Here is a 14,016-nt window from a genome sequence, read left to right as displayed (position 1 = left end):
GCCATGACCGAACCCACGTCCCTCGCCAGCTGGACCCGCGCCCTGCGCAAGCAGCTCGACGCCCTGGGCCTCGACAGCGCCGCGTTGTGCATCCAGGCCGGGCTCGACCCGCAGCAGATGGACGACCCCAATGCGCGCTACCCGCTGTCGGCGACCACGCGCCTGTGGGAACTGGCGGTGCAGGCCAGCGGGGATCCGGCGATTGGGTTGCGGGTGTCGCGGTTTGTCAGCCCCACCACGTTTCATGCGTTGGGCTACGCGCTGGTGGCCAGCGGCAGCCTGCGCGAAGTGTTCGAGCGCATCGTGCGTTATCACCAGGTGGTCAGCGATGCGCTGACGCTGGAGCTGACGCGGCACGACGAGCGCTACCGTTTTCGCCTGCTGCAACCTCAAGGCAGCCCGGCGCCGGCACTGGAAGCCATCGATGCATTTGCGGCGATCTATGTGCGCACTTGCCGCAATCGCCTGGGCCGGGATTACGCGCCCTTGGCCGTTTATCTAAGGCGTCCGGAACCGGTTGACCCCAAGCCCTGGCACGCAGTGTTTCGCGCACCGGTCTTTTTTGGCGCCGTCGATGACTGCCTGGAGTTCGCCGCGCAGGACTTCGACAGCCATCTCGACGACGCCAACCCGGAGCTGGCCGAACACAACGAAACCGTGCTCAAACGCACCCTCGCCCAGCTGCAACCGCTGACCTGGGAGCGCAAGGTACGCGCCGCGATAGAAGCGCAACTGCCCGACGGCGAGCCGAGCGCCGAGCGGATTGCCCAGGCGCTGCACTTGAGTTTGCGCAGCTTGCAGCGGCACCTGGCGGATGAAGGCTGTCGGTTTGATGCGCTGCTCAATGAGTGCCGGCAGAACCTGGCGCTGCTGCACTTGCGGGACCCGCAGTGCTCGTTGGCCGAGATCAGCCATTTGCTGGGGTTTGCCGATACCAGCAGTTTCAATCGGGCGTTCAAACGATGGACGGGGGTGACGCCGGGGCAGTTTCGCGATGGGTTGCGGTAGGTAGATGTGGGGTGAGGGTCATGGCCTCATCGGGGGCAAGCCCCCTCCCACAGGGGAACGCATTTCAACAGGTGGGAGGGGGCTTGCCCCCGATAGCAATGGTCCAGGCACTGCAAGTTCCGGATCAGTCAGCGCCCACGATCGCGCCGCAACAACTTCCTCACCCGCGCCACCAACGCCTTGGCTTCAAACGGTTTGAGCAGGTAGTCATCCTCATGCAATTCCAACCCACGCAGGCGATCTTCGATACCGCCCGGCGTGGTCAGGAACAACACCGGCGTATCGCCCTTGTGCCGAATCGCCTGCTGCAATTTCCAGGCATTCAGCCCTGGCAGCATCACGTCGAGAATCACCAGATCGTACTCGGTGCTTTCCACAAAGCGCTGCGCCGCCATGCCATTGGCCGCGACTTCCACGGCGAAACCGGCCTCGTCCAGGCCTTGGGCCATGAGCTGCGCCAGTTGCGGCTGGTCTTCCACTAACAACACCTGCATGCCCTACCTCTGGGTTTGATTACAAACCTGTCATCAAATTGTGCGGTTTCTGACCCCGTTGACTGGCTAGGGTGGCGGCCTGTTTTCCGGAGTCGTCTTTATGTCCCGCCATGCCTTGTTCCTGAGCCTCGCCATCTGTACCGGCGCGCTGGCTGCGCCGCAGCTGCCACGCCATGCCGACCTCGACTTGCACACTGCGCGCCAACTGGCCGACGCCAGCCTTGCCCACTGCAGCGCCGCGCTGACGGTATTGGACCGTGGCGGCAACCTGCTGCTGAGCCTGCGCGCCGACGGCGTCGGCCCGCACAACAGCCTCGCCAGCCAGCGCAAGGCGTACACCGCGCTATCAACCAAAACCCCGACGCGGCTGTTTGCCGAGCGTGCGCGCAACAATCCCGAGGCCGCCAACCTTAACAGCTTGCCCGAGTTGCTGTTGCTCGGCGGCGGCGTGCCGCTGTTTGCCGAGTCTGAACTGGTCGGCGCGCTGGGCATCGCCGGTGCCGGCGGCGCCGCGCAGGACGAAGCCTGTGCCGTACAGGCCGCCGGGCAACTGGGCCTGAAAACTTCCCTCTGATTCCCCTCTAAAGGATCGCTTGATGAAAACCCTCCGCATGACCCTCGCCGCCCTCAGCCTCAGCAGCCTGTGCACCCTGGCCCTGGCCGACGGCAACCCCCTGAGCGTGCACGTGCTCAACCTGGAAAACGGCCTGCCGTCTGCCGGCGTCAGCGTCACCCTGGAGCAGCAGGTGGGCGATAAATGGCAGTCACTGTCCGAAGGCGTCACCAACCAGCAGGGGCGCATCGCCGAACTGTTCCCCGCCAACCGCAGCATGACGCCGGGCGAGTACCGCGTGGTGTTCAAGACCGGCGACTACTACAAAAAGGCCAACCGCGAGACGTTTTTCCCTGAAGTGCCGGTGATCTTCCAGGTCAAACAGGCCGACCAGCATTACCACATCCCGCTGCTGCTGAGCCCTTACGGTTTCTCGACGTATCGCGGTTCATAGGCCCGCAGCCTGCTGCAGGCCTTTGAGATCGAGTATCTCAATCGCGCCATAACCCAGGCCGATGATGCCCTGCTGCTCCAGCGCCTTGAGCAGACTGTTGGTGGTCTGGCGCGACAGGCCCAGCATCGCCGCCAAGTCCTCCTGGGGCAGCTGCAATGTGCGGCGCGCCTGGTCTATTTCGCCGTACCCCTCGGCGATCATCAGCAACCGATGAGCCAGGCGCGCCGACGCGGGCATCAGGCTCATCTGTTCGATGTTGATCAACGACAGGCGCAGTTTGTGGCTCATCAACAGGGCCACATCGCGCCAATACGCCGGATGGTCTTCGAGAATGCCGAGCATCGCCGCCTGCGGCACCTGCAACAATGTGCATGGCCCCATTGCCAGGGCATCGTGGGTTCGCGGCAGGTTATCGAACAGACAGATTTCGCCGAACCAGTAAGGCGTTTCCACCAGACTCAACACCGCTTCCTTGCCTTGGGCATTCACCGCGCTGATGCGCACCGCGCCTTCGAGCACCGCGTACAGGCCACAAGGCGGGTCGCCGCGCTTGAACAGGCACTGTCCCGCCGTAAGCATGCGCAGCCGCGCCGCTGCCAACAGACTACGCTGTAGCGCTACCGGCAGTTGGCTGAACCAGTGGCCGCTGGCCAGGCGGGCGTGCCATTTCTCTGCGTCCATGAGAACTCCGAAGATTGTCGCCCAGCTGACAGTCAGGCGCTGGCTGACAGGGCATGATCAAACATCCTACAGGAGGAACAACAATGAAAAGCCTCGTCGACCACCTCAGCCAATACGCCGCCTACCACCGCGACCCACGCAATATCGCCAGCCACTTCATTGGTATCCCGCTGATTGTGGTGGCGGTGGCCGTGCTGCTGTCGCGTCCCGAATGGACGATTGGGGGGCTGTGGATTTCACCGGCGGTGATCGTGGCGTTGTGTTCGGCATGGTTTTACCTGCGCCTCGAACTGGCCTTGGGCGTGCTGATGACGGTGTTGATGGGTTTGTCGGTATGGGCCGGGCGTGAGTTGGCGGCGCAGAGCACGCTGGTGTGGCTGAGCAGCGGTATCGGCATGTTTGTGGTGGGCTGGGTGATTCAGTTTGTCGGGCACTACTACGAAGGCAAGAAACCGGCGTTTGTGGATGATGTGTCGGGGTTGATCGTGGGGCCGTTGTTTGTGGTGGCGGAGATGGCGTTTTTGCTGGGGTTGAGGCAGGACCTGAAGGCGAACATTGAGAAACGCTCGGGCCCGGTGGCGCGCCGCGATCTAAAGCCAAGCGAGGTCTAAATGTGGGGAGGGGGCAAGCCCCCTCCCACATTGGCTCCCATTTTCACATTGGGTATGCGGGGTTATCAGGCTTTTTGCCAGACCTTGGGTTTGAAAAAGAGGGTGTCGCCACGCACCAGACCGGTCAGGCTGTCGTGGTCCTTGACCACTTCGGCCTCGATCAGCTCGGGCTGGCCTTCGACCTTCAGCGTCACCCGCGTGGTCGCACCCAGCGGGCGAATATCACGCACTTCGGCCGCATGGTGATCTTCCAGTTCATGGCGCGACAGCGACACTTCGTGAGGGCGGAACAGTACGTGCTTGTCTTCCCCCAGGTGCAGGCGGTTGGAGTCACCCAGGAAGTGGTACACAAAATCGCTGGCCGGGTTTTCGTAGACGTCACCCGGTGAGCCGATCTGCTCGATCACGCCCTTGTTCATCACCACGATACGGTCGGCGACTTCCATGGCCTCTTCCTGGTCGTGGGTCACGAACACCGAGGTCAGGTTGATGTCTTCGTGCAGGCGCGCCAGCCAGCGGCGCAGTTCTTTACGCACCTTGGCGTCGAGGGCGCCGAAGGGTTCGTCGAGCAGCAGCACTTTGGGCTCGACCGCCAGGGCGCGGGCCAGGGCGATACGTTGGCGCTGACCACCGGAGAGCTGTTCCGGGTAACGATCAGACAGCCAATCGAGCTGCACCATGTTCAGCAGTTCGTGAACCTTGGCCGCGATCTGGGTTTCGTTCGGGCGCTGGTTCTTGGGCTTCATGCGCAGGCCGAACGCGACGTTGTCGAACACGGTCATGTGGCGGAACAACGCGTAGTGCTGGAACACAAACCCGACGTTGCGATCACGCACGTCGTGGCCGGAGACGTCTTCACCGTGGAACACGATGCTGCCGTCATCCGGGGTTTCCAGGCCGGCGATGATGCGCAGCAAGGTGGTCTTGCCGCAGCCGGACGGGCCCAGCAACGCCACCAGCTCGCCACTCTGGATGTCCAGGTTGATGCTGTTCAGGGCCTTGAAGGCGTTGAAGTTCTTGCTGACATTACGGACTTCGATCGACATGACTTATTCCTCACCGGCGCTTTTGCGCAGGCGGTTGATACGGTTCTCGCTCCACTGCTTGAGCAGCAGGATGAAGAGCGCCAGGATCAGCAACAGGCTGGCCACCGCAAACGCGGCAACGTGGTTGTATTCGTTGTAGAGGATCTCGACATGCAGCGGCAGGGTGTTGGTTACGCCGCGAATGTGGCCGGACACCACCGACACCGCGCCGAACTCACCCATGGCCCGTGCAGTACACAGCACCACGCCGTAGATCAGGCCCCATTTGATGTTCGGCACAGTGACATGCCAGAACATCTGCCAGCCATTGGCCCCAAGCAGGCGTGCGGCCTCTTCTTCCTGGGTGCCCTGCTCCTGCATCAGCGGGATCAGCTCACGGGCCACGAACGGCACGGTGACGAAGATGGTCGCCAGCACGATGCCCGGCAGGGCGAACACGATCTGGATGTCATGCTCCTGCAACCATGGGCCGAAGAAGCCCTGGGCGCCGAACATCAACACGTACACCAGGCCCGCGATCACCGGCGAAACCGAGAACGGCAAGTCGATCAGCGTCACCAGGATGCTTTTGCCACGGAACGAGTACTTGCTCACGCACCAGGCGGCGCTGACGCCGAACACCAGGTTGAGCGGCACCGAGATCAATACGGCGATCACCGTGAGTTTCAACGCGGACAGCGCGTCGGGCTCCAGGATTGCGCTAAAGAACGTACCCAGGCCGTTCTTCAGGCCCTGGGACACCACGATAAACAGCGGCAGCAACAGGAACAGGAAAAACACCAGCCAGCCAAGGCCGATCAGGATGCGTCGCGACACCGCACTGCCACGCCGGGCGGCGTTGGCCGAGGACGCGGCGGAAATAGACGATTGGGACATGTTCCGCGCCTCCTTATGGACGTTCGATGCGCCGCTGCAACAAGTTGATCAGCAGCAGCAGGACAAAGGAAACCACCAGCATCAACACGCCAATGGACGTGGCGCCGCGGTAGTCGTACTGGTCAAGCTTGACCATGATCAGCAGCGGCAGGATCTCGGTTTTCATCGGCATGTTGCCGGCGATGAAAATCACCGAACCGTACTCACCGACGCCACGGGCAAACGCCAGGGCAAAGCCGGTGAGCCAGGCGGGCAGCAGCGCGGGGACGAGGATGTAACGGAACACCTGCAACGGCTTGGCGCCCAGGCAGGCGGCGGCTTCTTCGATTTCCCGGGGGATGTCGGCGAGTACCGGCTGCACCGTGCGCACCACGAACGGCAGGGTCACGAAGGTCAGCGCCAGGGTGATACCCAGCGGCGAGTAGGCGATCTTGAAGCCCAGGTCAGCGGCGAACTGGCCGACCAGGCCGGTCGGCGTGTACAGCGCGGTCAGCGCAATACCGGCCACGGCGGTGGGCAGGGCGAACGGCAGGTCGATCATCGCATCGATGATCTTGCGGCCGGGGAAGGTATAGCGCACCAGCACCCAGGCCAGCAGCGTGCCGATGACGCCGTTGATCAGCGCGGCGTAGAGCGCGGTGCTGAAGCTCAACTTCAACGCCGCCAACACACGCGGTGCGGAGATGATGGCCCAGAACTGATCCCAGGTAAGTTGAGCGGCGTGGACAAACATCGCCGCGAGGGGGATCAGTACGATCAGGCTGAGGTACACCACGGTGTAGCCCAGCGTCAGCCCGAAGCCGGGTATGACGGGGGAAATACGACGCGACATAAGAGTCCTTGGTTAGCGGAACTGACACACAAAACCCGCAGGTGAATGCGGGCTCGGTGGGTGTGTATTTCTCGGCTTACTGCGCCGTGTAGATCTGGTCGAACACGCCACCGTCGTTAAAGAATTTCGGTTGGGCAGTTTTCCAGCCACCGAAGTCTTTGTCGATAGTTACCAAGTCCAGTTTCGGGAACTGCTGGGCGTATTTGGCGGCCACTTTTGCATCGCGTGGGCGGTAGAAGTTCTTGGCCGCAATCTCCTGGCCAGCCGGGCTGTACAGGTGTTTCAGGTATTCGGTAGCGATCTCGGTGTTGCCCTTTTTCTCGGCATTCTTGTCGACCACGGCCACTGGCGGCTCCGCGAGGATCGACAGGGACGGTACGACGATGTCGAACTTGTCGGCACCGCCGTCTTCTTTCAGCGCCAGGAAGGCTTCGTTTTCCCAGGCCAGCAACACGTCACCCTGACCGTTGTTGACGAAGGTGATGGTCGAACCGCGTGCACCGGTGTCGAGGATCGGCACGTGTTTGAACAACTCTTTCACGTATTCCTGGGCCTTGGCTTCGCTGCCACCGGATTTGAGGCCGTAGGCCCAGGCGGCGAGGAAGTTCCAGCGCGCACCGCCGGAGGTTTTCGGGTTTGGCGTGATCACCGAAACGTCTTTCTTGATCAGGTCGCCCCAGTCCTTGATGCCTTTAGGGTTGCCCTTGCGCACCAGGAACACGATGGTCGAGGTATACGGGGTGCTCGCATCCGGCAGGCGGGTCTGCCAGTTTTCCGGCAGGGTCTTGCCCAGTTTCGCGATTTCGTCGATGTCGCCGGCCAGGGCCAGGGTCACTACGTCGGCGCGCAGGCCGTCGATCACAGCGCGGCCCTGCTTGCCCGAGCCACCGTGGGATTGCTGGATCTTGACGGTGTCGCCTGGGTGGGACTGCTTCCAGAAGTTGGTGAACTCAGCGTTGTAATCCTGGTACAGCTCACGGGTAGGGTCGTACGAGACGTTGAGCAACTCGTAGTCCTTGGCAACAGCGGAACCTGCAAACACGGCGCTGGCCAGGGCGGCCAGGGCGTAACGGCGAATCGACGACATAGAAGCTCCTAGAATTCTTGGGTGTTGGCTTTTTCTTATAGTGACGGGGTCTATCGCCGTGGTTGCTCAGCTCGGTTTGTTACCCGGATTCTGCAGACGGAATTTTTCCTTGCGTTCGATCTGTACCACTTGGGCGTTATGCACAGTGATTTCCACCGCGCCAAACCGCAGATCGCGTAGGGCGCTCTGGATCTCACGCAAAATGGCTGCTTCGTCCTGGCCGTCGACGCTACGTAGAGATGCGCTCATGGTCTCGCTCCTGAAATGAATAGTGCCTCGCAGTGGCGGCACTGCTTGCGGCGTAGGGCGATAGTAGATAAGCGCGGATATTCTTAAAAATACTATTTAAGAATGTTTATATAACCAGAAAGAATTTTCTGCAGGGGCACGAGGTTGCGAAGGGATTAAGCCGTGCACATAGCCAAATGTGGGAGGGGGCTTGCCCCCGATGGCGATCTTTCAGCCAACAACTCTGTGACTGGGGCACCGCTATCGGGGGCAAGCCCCCTCCCACATTTTGAATGCATTTCAAGGCTGGATAGTGGGGGCGCACGCCCAGTCAATTTTATTCGCCGGCATCGGCCGCCCAAACCAATAGCCCTGCCCCAGGTCACAGCCCTGCTCCAACAAAAACTGCGCCTGCTCCACCTGCTCGATGCCCTCGGCGTGCACCTGCATGCCCATGCTTTTCGCCAACGCGATAACCACGCGCACAATCGCGGCGTCGTCTTCATCCCATGGCAACCCGGCGACAAAACCCTGGTCGATCTTGAGTTTCTGCACCGGCAGGCGCTTGAGGCGCAGCAGGGAGGAATAGCCAGTGCCGAAGTCATCAATAGCCAGGCGCAGACCCAGTTCGCGCAGGCGGTGCAGTTGTTCCAGGGCCACCTCAGGGTCATCCATCACTGCACTTTCGGTGACTTCCAGCTCCAGGAAAGCCGGATCAAGGCCGGTATCGTGCAGCACCTGGGCGACTTGCTCGTACAGTTCACGCCGGGCAAACAGGCGGCTGGACACGTTGATCGCGATAAAACTCAGCGCCACGCCGTCGGCCAGCCATTGGCACATCTGGCGACAGGCCTGCTCCATTACCCAGGCGTCGATATCGGCAATCAAGCCGGTGCGTTCAGCGATGGGGATGAATTCGCCCGGCGGCACCAGGCCGCGTTCCGGATGCTGCCAGCGCACCAGCGCTTCGACGCCGACCAGGCGGCTGCTATGCAGGTCGTGCACAGGCTGGTAGTAGACGCGCAACTCCTGCTGGTCGAGGGCGCGGCGCAGTTCGCTGGCGATTTCCACGCGGTTCTGCGCGTGGGCGGTGAGTTCTTCGGTGTACAAGGCGTAGCCTTCGCGGCCCGCGCTTTTGGCTTTGAACAACGCGGAGTCGGCGTTGCGCAGCAGTTGCTCTGCGCTGAGGGCGTCATTGGGAAACAGGCTGATGCCGATGCTGGCGCTGATAAACAGTTGATTGCCGTCAAAGGTGAACGGCTGTTTCATCACGTCCAGCATGCGCTGCGCCAACGCCGCTGCCTGCATCACCTGTGAACAACTTTCCGCGAGCACCGCGAACTCATCGCCGCCCAGGCGCGCCAGGGTCACGCCGGGGCCGAACAGCGTCTTGAGTCGCTCGCCCACCAGCTTGAGCAACTGGTCACCAACGTTATGGCCAAGGCTGTCATTGATGATCTTGAAGTGATCCAGGTCCAGCAACAGCAGGGCGCACCCGCGTTTGTGCAGCTGTGCCGAGGCCAGCGCCTGCTCGGCGCGGTCGGTAAACAGCAGACGGTTGGGCAGGTCGGTCAGCGGATCGTGGTGCGCCAGGTGCGCCAACTCGTGCTCGGAATCCTTGATGGCGCTGATGTCGGAAAACACCGCGACGTAATGGCTGACGTGGCCCTGGTCATCGTGAATCACCCGGATGGTTTGCCACTGTGGGTAAATCTCGCCGCTTTTGCGTCGGTTCCAGATTTCTCCGCTCCATTCACCGGTGTGTTCCAGGGTCTGGAACATCTGCTGGTAAAAACTCGACGAATGGCGACCGGACTTCAGCAGGCTGGGCTGCTGGCCCATGACGTCTTCACGCTGGTAGCCGGTGATCTCGATGAATGCCCGGTTCACATGCACAATCAGGCCCTTGGCGTCGCTGACCAGTACGCCTTCGCGGGTGCAGTCGAAGACGGCCGCCGCCTGGCGCAGGCGCTCGCGGTTTTCCTTGAGGGGTTGCTGCAACTGGTGGGTCCGGGCGAAGCGTGCGCACAACAGGTAAATGGCCAAGGTGCTCAGGGCTACCCACACATAACCGCGCACCTGCAGCCAACGCCCCAACTCCCACGGTTCATCGAGAAAGTTGATCAATACGTAATGGCTGAACTGGAGCCATGCGATGGAAACCAGCAGGTATACCAGCCCCACACGCAGGGCCCCTCGGTATGAAAACAGCATATGGCCAGTAGTCCTTACTAAAAAACCAGAATCGCCCTACAACGCGTCGGGATTATAGAATAGGAAACACCTTGTAAGTCTTATCTGAAACGGTGACTGGTTTTATCCTTAAAGCCAGTGATAATGCGGGTGCTGTTTTTTTCTTTATCAGAGGGCCATACAGCCTATGTGGTACAACGGTTTTCTTGACCTGTCAGCCTGGCAACTGGTTGCAGTCACTCTGTTGATGACCCACGTGACCATCGTTGGGGTCACGGTTTATCTGCACCGCTATTCAGCCCATCGCTCCCTGGAGCTCAATGCCGGCCTGAAACACTTCTTCCGCTTCTGGCTGTGGCTGACCACGGCGCAGAACACCCGCGAGTGGACCGCCATCCACCGCAAGCACCACGCCAAGTGCGAAACCGTCGATGACCCGCACAGCCCGGTCATCAAAGGCCTGTCCACCGTGCTGCGCAAAGGCGCCGAGCTGTACCGCACCGAGGCCGAAAACCCCGAGACCCTGCGCATCTATGGCAAGAACTGCCCGGACGACTGGATCGAACGCAAGATCTACACCCCGTACCCGCTGCTGGGCGTGGCGATCATGGGCGTGATCGACCTGCTGCTGTTTGGCACCATCGGCATCACCATCTGGGCGATCCAGATGATGTGGATTCCGTTCTGGGCCGCCGGCGTGATCAACGGCTTGGGCCATGCGGTGGGCTATCGCAACTTCGAATGCCGTGATGCGGCGACCAACCTGGTGCCGTGGGGCATCATCGTCGGTGGCGAAGAACTGCATAACAATCACCACACCTACCCCAACTCGGCCAAGCTGTCGGTGAAGAAGTGGGAGTTCGACCTGGGTTGGGCGTGGATCAAACTGTTCAGCTTCCTGCGCCTGGCCAAAGTCCAGCGCGTGGCGCCGATTGCCCATCGCGTCGAGGGCAAAGGCAGTCTGGACATGGACACCGCCATGGCGATCCTCAACAACCGCTTCCAGATCATGGCCCAGTACCGCAAATTGGTGATCGGCCCGCTGGTCAAGCAGGAGCTGGAAAAGGTCGATCATTCGGTGCGTCACCAGTTCCACCGGGCCAAGCGTCTGCTGTCGCGGGAAACCAGCCTGCTGGATGACCGCCATCACCTGCGTATCCAAAGCATGTTGGAGCACAGCCAGGCCTTGAAAGTGATCTACGAAAAGCGCCTGGCGCTGCAGCAGATCTGGCTCAAGACCAGCACCAACGGCCACGATATGCTCGCGGCCATCAAGGAATGGGTGCACGAGGCCGAAGCGAGCGGCATCCAGTCCCTGCGGGATTTTGCCCACCAATTGAAGACCTATTCGCTGCGTCCTGCGGCGGTCTGACAGTGCCGTGGGAGGGCTTGCTCTCCCACGCACCCTCTTTTTGGCGTCATTATCCGGGCACCGCCAATCGGCACCGTTCATGGAACTTCATCGCATTTACCCTCTCTCAATGAACACTTCGCCATCATGGTGGCCCCTTGTTGTGACCGCTGCTCCATCCTGCGGCGCGCCCAGAGAGAGTTGTGCCGATGGTTCTCGAAAAGCCCTTAGTTAACGACACCCCAACCGCTGACCCTCCACGTCCGGCTGCGGCTGCAACCCTGCTGGCGCTGGTGCATGCCCAGGGCGAAGTCGAACGGCTGAGCGAACGCGAACAACTGCTCAGCTCGCTGTTGGTCAGCGTGAATGCCGTGCTTTGGGCCATCGATTGGGAGACCCGGCGCGTGCTCTATGTGAGCCCGGCCTACGAGCGAATATTCGGCCGTTCCGCCGGTTTGCTGCTCGCCGATCATCGGGAATGGCGCAACAGCATTCACCCAGAAGACCTCGACTACGCCGAACACAGCCTTTCCCGTGTGCTGGAACAAGGCGCCGTAGAAGACCGCGAGTACCGCATCATCACCGCCGACGGGCAGATCCGTTGGCTGAGTGACAAGTGCTACATCAACCAGCAGGTCGAACCCGGCGAGCCGGTGATCGTGGTCGGCATGGCCGAAGACATCACCGAAAAGAAGCAGCTGGAACTGGAACTGCACCGCCTCGCCACCACCGACGTGCTGACCCAGAGCAGCAACCGGCGGCACTTCTTCGAATGCGCCAACCAGGCCTTCGACACCGCCTGTGCCCAAGGCGCGCAATTGGCCTTCCTGTTACTGGACATTGATGATTTCAAGGACGTCAACGACACCTATGGCCACCTTGAGGGCGACCAGGTGCTGCGGCGTATTGCCGAGAGCGGGCGTGGGGTACTGCGCCGAGGCGACCTGTTCGGACGCATTGGTGGCGAAGAGTTCGCCGCCGTACTGCCCGGTTGCGCGCCTGAGATGGCCTTGCAAGTGGCCGAGCGCCTGGGCAAAGAGATCCAGGCGCTGAGTTTCAGCTTCGAAGGCCAGGCGTTCAGCGTCACCATCAGCCAGGGCCTGGCCAGCCTGACCGAGGAAGATTCGACCCTGGACAGCCTGTTCGCCCGCGCCGATGCCGCCATGTACGAGGCAAAACGCCAGGGCAAGAACCGCGTCATCGCTGGCTGAATGCCTCCCACAGGGGTTCAGAAGTGGCCTTCATAAAAAAACCCGCCGAGGCGGGTTTTTTACATCGAGGTAGGCGCCGGGCTTACAGCTCGGAGAAGCACTCTTCGATGATCGCCAAGCCTTTGTCCAGTTGCTCGTCCGGCGAGGTCAGCGGGACCAGTACGCGCAACACGTTGCCGTAGGTGCCGCAGGACAGCAGGATCAGGCCCTTGTCACGCGCCTTCGCCACCACGGAGGCAACGGCAGCGGCGTTCGGCTTGTGGCTGTCGCCGTCTTCGAACAGCTCGACGGCGATCATCGCGCCCAGGGCACGGACTTCGCCGATCACCGGGTACTTGGCCTGGATAGCCTTGAGGCCAGTCACCAGGCGCTCGCCCACTGCCTTGCAGCGGTCCAACAGGTGCTCTTCTTCGAACACTTCCATCACCGCCAGCGCAGCGGCGCAGGCAATCGGGCTACCGGCGTAGGTGCCGCCCAGGCCACCTGGCGCGATGGCGTCCATGTATTCAGCCTTGCCGCACACACCGGCCAGCGGGAAGCCACCGGCGATGGATTTGGCGAAGGTGGTCAGGTCGGCGGCAACACCCATCTGTTCCATGGCAAAGAAGGTACCGGTACGGCCGGCACCGGTTTGCACTTCGTCGGCGATCAGCAGGATGCCGTGCTTGTCGCACAACTCGCGCAGGCGCTTCATGAACGATTTAGGCGCGACGTAGAAACCGCCTTCGCCCTGCACCGGCTCGATGATGATGGCAGCGATATCACGCGGTTCGGCATCGTTCTTGAAAATGCGTTCGATGCTCGCGATGGAATCGTCGTCGCTCACGCCGTGCAGCTCGTTCGGGTACAGCGCGCGGAACACGCCGCCAGGCATCAGGCCCATGCCGGCCGAGTAAGGCACGACTTTACCGGTAAGACCCAGGGTCATCATGGTGCGGCCGTGGTAAGCGCCGGTGAAGGCGATCACGCCAGCACGGCCAGTGGCGGCACGGGCGATTTTCACGGCGTTTTCGACAGCTTCGGAACCGGTGGTGACCAGCAGGGTTTTCTTGACGAAATCACCTGGCACCTTGGCGTTGATCTTTTCGCACACTTCTACGTACGGCTCGTAGGCCAATACCTGGAAGCAAGTGTGGGTCAGCTTGTTCAGTTGCTCGGTCACGGCGGCGATGATTTTCGGGTGCACGTGGCCGGTGTTCAGCACGGCGATACCGCCGGCGAAGTCGATGAACTCGCGACCTTCAACGTCGGTCACGGTGGCGTTTTTTGCGGATTCGGCAAAAATCGGGTGAATCTGGCCAACACCGCGTGGTACAGCAGCTTCGCGGCGTTTCATCAGGGATGCGTTGGTCTTGCTCATAAAGTCCTCATTCGCCACTCATCGGGTGGCG

The 14,016-nt window shown here is 61.3% G+C and carries 15 protein-coding genes; 6 read left to right on the top strand and 9 right to left on the bottom strand.

Annotated elements, in window-relative coordinates:
* Positions 1–3 precede the first annotated feature (3 nt).
* Complete coding sequence (locus AB3G88_RS00955; RefSeq protein WP_112192921.1) at positions 4–1,008, top strand: AraC family transcriptional regulator; 1,005 nt, start codon at positions 4–6, stop codon at positions 1,006–1,008.
* 128 nt (positions 1,009–1,136) lie between these two features.
* Here the strand turns inward: AB3G88_RS00955 and AB3G88_RS00950 are convergent, their stop codons facing one another.
* Complete coding sequence (locus AB3G88_RS00950) at positions 1,137–1,502, bottom strand: response regulator transcription factor (RefSeq protein ID WP_099584364.1); 366 nt, start codon at positions 1,500–1,502, stop codon at positions 1,137–1,139.
* A gap of 100 nt (positions 1,503–1,602) precedes the next feature.
* On the opposite strand from AB3G88_RS00950, the gene AB3G88_RS00945 reads away from it, so the two are divergent.
* The gene (locus AB3G88_RS00945) at positions 1,603–2,076 is read left to right on the top strand and encodes a GlcG/HbpS family heme-binding protein (protein ID WP_112192919.1); all 474 of its coding nucleotides are present in this window, start codon (positions 1,603–1,605) and stop codon (positions 2,074–2,076) included.
* A 22-nt stretch (positions 2,077–2,098) separates the two neighbouring features.
* Positions 2,099–2,509 (top strand): hydroxyisourate hydrolase, encoded by a 411-nt coding sequence (uraH, locus tag AB3G88_RS00940; RefSeq protein WP_099584362.1) that lies wholly within the window; start codon positions 2,099–2,101, stop codon positions 2,507–2,509.
* Here uraH and AB3G88_RS00935 read toward each other — a convergent pair.
* On the bottom strand, positions 2,504–3,190 hold the full coding sequence (locus AB3G88_RS00935) for a Crp/Fnr family transcriptional regulator (RefSeq protein ID WP_099584361.1): 687 nt from the start codon (positions 3,188–3,190) through the stop codon (positions 2,504–2,506). The two genes, uraH and AB3G88_RS00935, sit on opposite strands and share 6 nt — an antisense overlap.
* Before the next feature lie 83 nt (positions 3,191–3,273).
* On the opposite strand from AB3G88_RS00935, the gene AB3G88_RS00930 reads away from it, so the two are divergent.
* The gene (locus AB3G88_RS00930) at positions 3,274–3,801 is read left to right on the top strand and encodes an Mpo1 family 2-hydroxy fatty acid dioxygenase (RefSeq protein ID WP_480452807.1); all 528 of its coding nucleotides are present in this window, start codon (positions 3,274–3,276) and stop codon (positions 3,799–3,801) included.
* 65 nt (positions 3,802–3,866) lie between these two features.
* Here the strand turns inward: AB3G88_RS00930 and AB3G88_RS00925 are convergent, their stop codons facing one another.
* From AB3G88_RS00925 to dibA, 6 genes are all read right to left on the bottom strand, one after another.
* Positions 3,867–4,847 carry a sulfate/molybdate ABC transporter ATP-binding protein gene (locus AB3G88_RS00925; protein WP_480452805.1) on the bottom strand — a complete coding sequence of 327 codons (981 nt, stop codon included), beginning with the start codon at positions 4,845–4,847 and terminating at the stop codon, positions 3,867–3,869.
* Between the two features lie 3 nt (positions 4,848–4,850).
* Positions 4,851–5,723 carry a sulfate ABC transporter permease subunit CysW gene (cysW, locus tag AB3G88_RS00920; RefSeq protein ID WP_099584358.1) on the bottom strand — a complete coding sequence of 291 codons (873 nt, stop codon included), beginning with the start codon at positions 5,721–5,723 and terminating at the stop codon, positions 4,851–4,853.
* 13 nt (positions 5,724–5,736) lie between these two features.
* Positions 5,737–6,555, bottom strand: a complete 819-nt coding sequence (gene cysT, locus AB3G88_RS00915; RefSeq protein WP_064450147.1) for a sulfate ABC transporter permease subunit CysT — start codon at positions 6,553–6,555, stop codon at positions 5,737–5,739.
* Positions 6,556–6,631: 76 nt separating this feature from the next.
* Positions 6,632–7,642, bottom strand: a complete 1,011-nt coding sequence (locus AB3G88_RS00910; RefSeq protein WP_027607869.1) for a sulfate ABC transporter substrate-binding protein — start codon at positions 7,640–7,642, stop codon at positions 6,632–6,634.
* A gap of 66 nt (positions 7,643–7,708) precedes the next feature.
* Positions 7,709–7,891 (bottom strand): sulfur starvation response protein OscA, encoded by a 183-nt coding sequence (oscA, locus tag AB3G88_RS00905; RefSeq protein ID WP_003170956.1) that lies wholly within the window; start codon positions 7,889–7,891, stop codon positions 7,709–7,711.
* Positions 7,892–8,170: 279 nt separating this feature from the next.
* A complete protein-coding gene (dibA, locus tag AB3G88_RS00900; protein ID WP_480452802.1) occupies positions 8,171–10,084 on the bottom strand; it encodes a phosphodiesterase DibA in 1,914 nt (637 codons plus the stop codon).
* 166 nt (positions 10,085–10,250) lie between these two features.
* Between dibA and desA the strand changes: the two genes are divergently transcribed.
* Both desA and AB3G88_RS00890 read left to right on the top strand, forming a co-directional pair.
* Positions 10,251–11,435, top strand: a complete 1,185-nt coding sequence (gene desA, locus AB3G88_RS00895; protein ID WP_099584356.1) for a delta-9 fatty acid desaturase DesA — start codon at positions 10,251–10,253, stop codon at positions 11,433–11,435.
* Positions 11,436–11,623: 188 nt separating this feature from the next.
* On the top strand, positions 11,624–12,625 hold the full coding sequence (locus AB3G88_RS00890) for a sensor domain-containing diguanylate cyclase (RefSeq protein ID WP_099584355.1): 1,002 nt from the start codon (positions 11,624–11,626) through the stop codon (positions 12,623–12,625).
* 82 nt (positions 12,626–12,707) lie between these two features.
* On the opposite strand, the gene gabT is transcribed toward AB3G88_RS00890, so the two are convergent.
* Positions 12,708–13,985, bottom strand: coding sequence for a 4-aminobutyrate--2-oxoglutarate transaminase (gene gabT, locus AB3G88_RS00885; RefSeq protein ID WP_032884867.1), 1,278 nt, complete (start codon positions 13,983–13,985; stop codon positions 12,708–12,710).
* Between the last annotated feature and the right edge of the window lie 31 nt (positions 13,986–14,016).

This window comes from Pseudomonas arvensis (genome assembly GCF_056688935.1).
Note: the sequence above shows the minus strand (reverse complement) of the source record. Positions and strands in the feature narration are given on the sequence as shown.

Bases quoted from the DNA above. Each gene is read 5' to 3' on its own strand.
- AB3G88_RS00925 (WP_480452805.1), bottom strand. From the start codon at position 4,847: ATGTCGATCGAAGTCCGTAATGTCAGCAAGAACTTCAACGCCTTCAAG.
- cysW (WP_099584358.1), bottom strand. From the start codon at position 5,723: ATGTCCCAATCGTCTATTTCCGCCGCGTCCTCGGCCAACGCCGCCCGG.
- AB3G88_RS00890 (WP_099584355.1), top strand. From the start codon at position 11,624: ATGGTTCTCGAAAAGCCCTTAGTTAACGACACCCCAACCGCTGACCCT.
- dibA (WP_480452802.1), bottom strand. From the start codon at position 10,084: ATGCTGTTTTCATACCGAGGGGCCCTGCGTGTGGGGCTGGTATACCTG.
- AB3G88_RS00945 (WP_112192919.1), top strand. From the start codon at position 1,603: ATGTCCCGCCATGCCTTGTTCCTGAGCCTCGCCATCTGTACCGGCGCG.
- oscA (WP_003170956.1), bottom strand. From the start codon at position 7,891: ATGAGCGCATCTCTACGTAGCGTCGACGGCCAGGACGAAGCAGCCATT.
- AB3G88_RS00935 (WP_099584361.1), bottom strand. From the start codon at position 3,190: ATGGACGCAGAGAAATGGCACGCCCGCCTGGCCAGCGGCCACTGGTTC.
- cysT (WP_064450147.1), bottom strand. From the start codon at position 6,555: ATGTCGCGTCGTATTTCCCCCGTCATACCCGGCTTCGGGCTGACGCTG.
- AB3G88_RS00955 (WP_112192921.1), top strand. From the start codon at position 4: ATGACCGAACCCACGTCCCTCGCCAGCTGGACCCGCGCCCTGCGCAAG.
- desA (WP_099584356.1), top strand. From the start codon at position 10,251: ATGTGGTACAACGGTTTTCTTGACCTGTCAGCCTGGCAACTGGTTGCA.
- AB3G88_RS00950 (WP_099584364.1), bottom strand. From the start codon at position 1,502: ATGCAGGTGTTGTTAGTGGAAGACCAGCCGCAACTGGCGCAGCTCATG.
- AB3G88_RS00930 (WP_480452807.1), top strand. From the start codon at position 3,274: ATGAAAAGCCTCGTCGACCACCTCAGCCAATACGCCGCCTACCACCGC.
- gabT (WP_032884867.1), bottom strand. From the start codon at position 13,985: ATGAGCAAGACCAACGCATCCCTGATGAAACGCCGCGAAGCTGCTGTA.
- uraH (WP_099584362.1), top strand. From the start codon at position 2,099: ATGAAAACCCTCCGCATGACCCTCGCCGCCCTCAGCCTCAGCAGCCTG.
- AB3G88_RS00910 (WP_027607869.1), bottom strand. From the start codon at position 7,642: ATGTCGTCGATTCGCCGTTACGCCCTGGCCGCCCTGGCCAGCGCCGTG.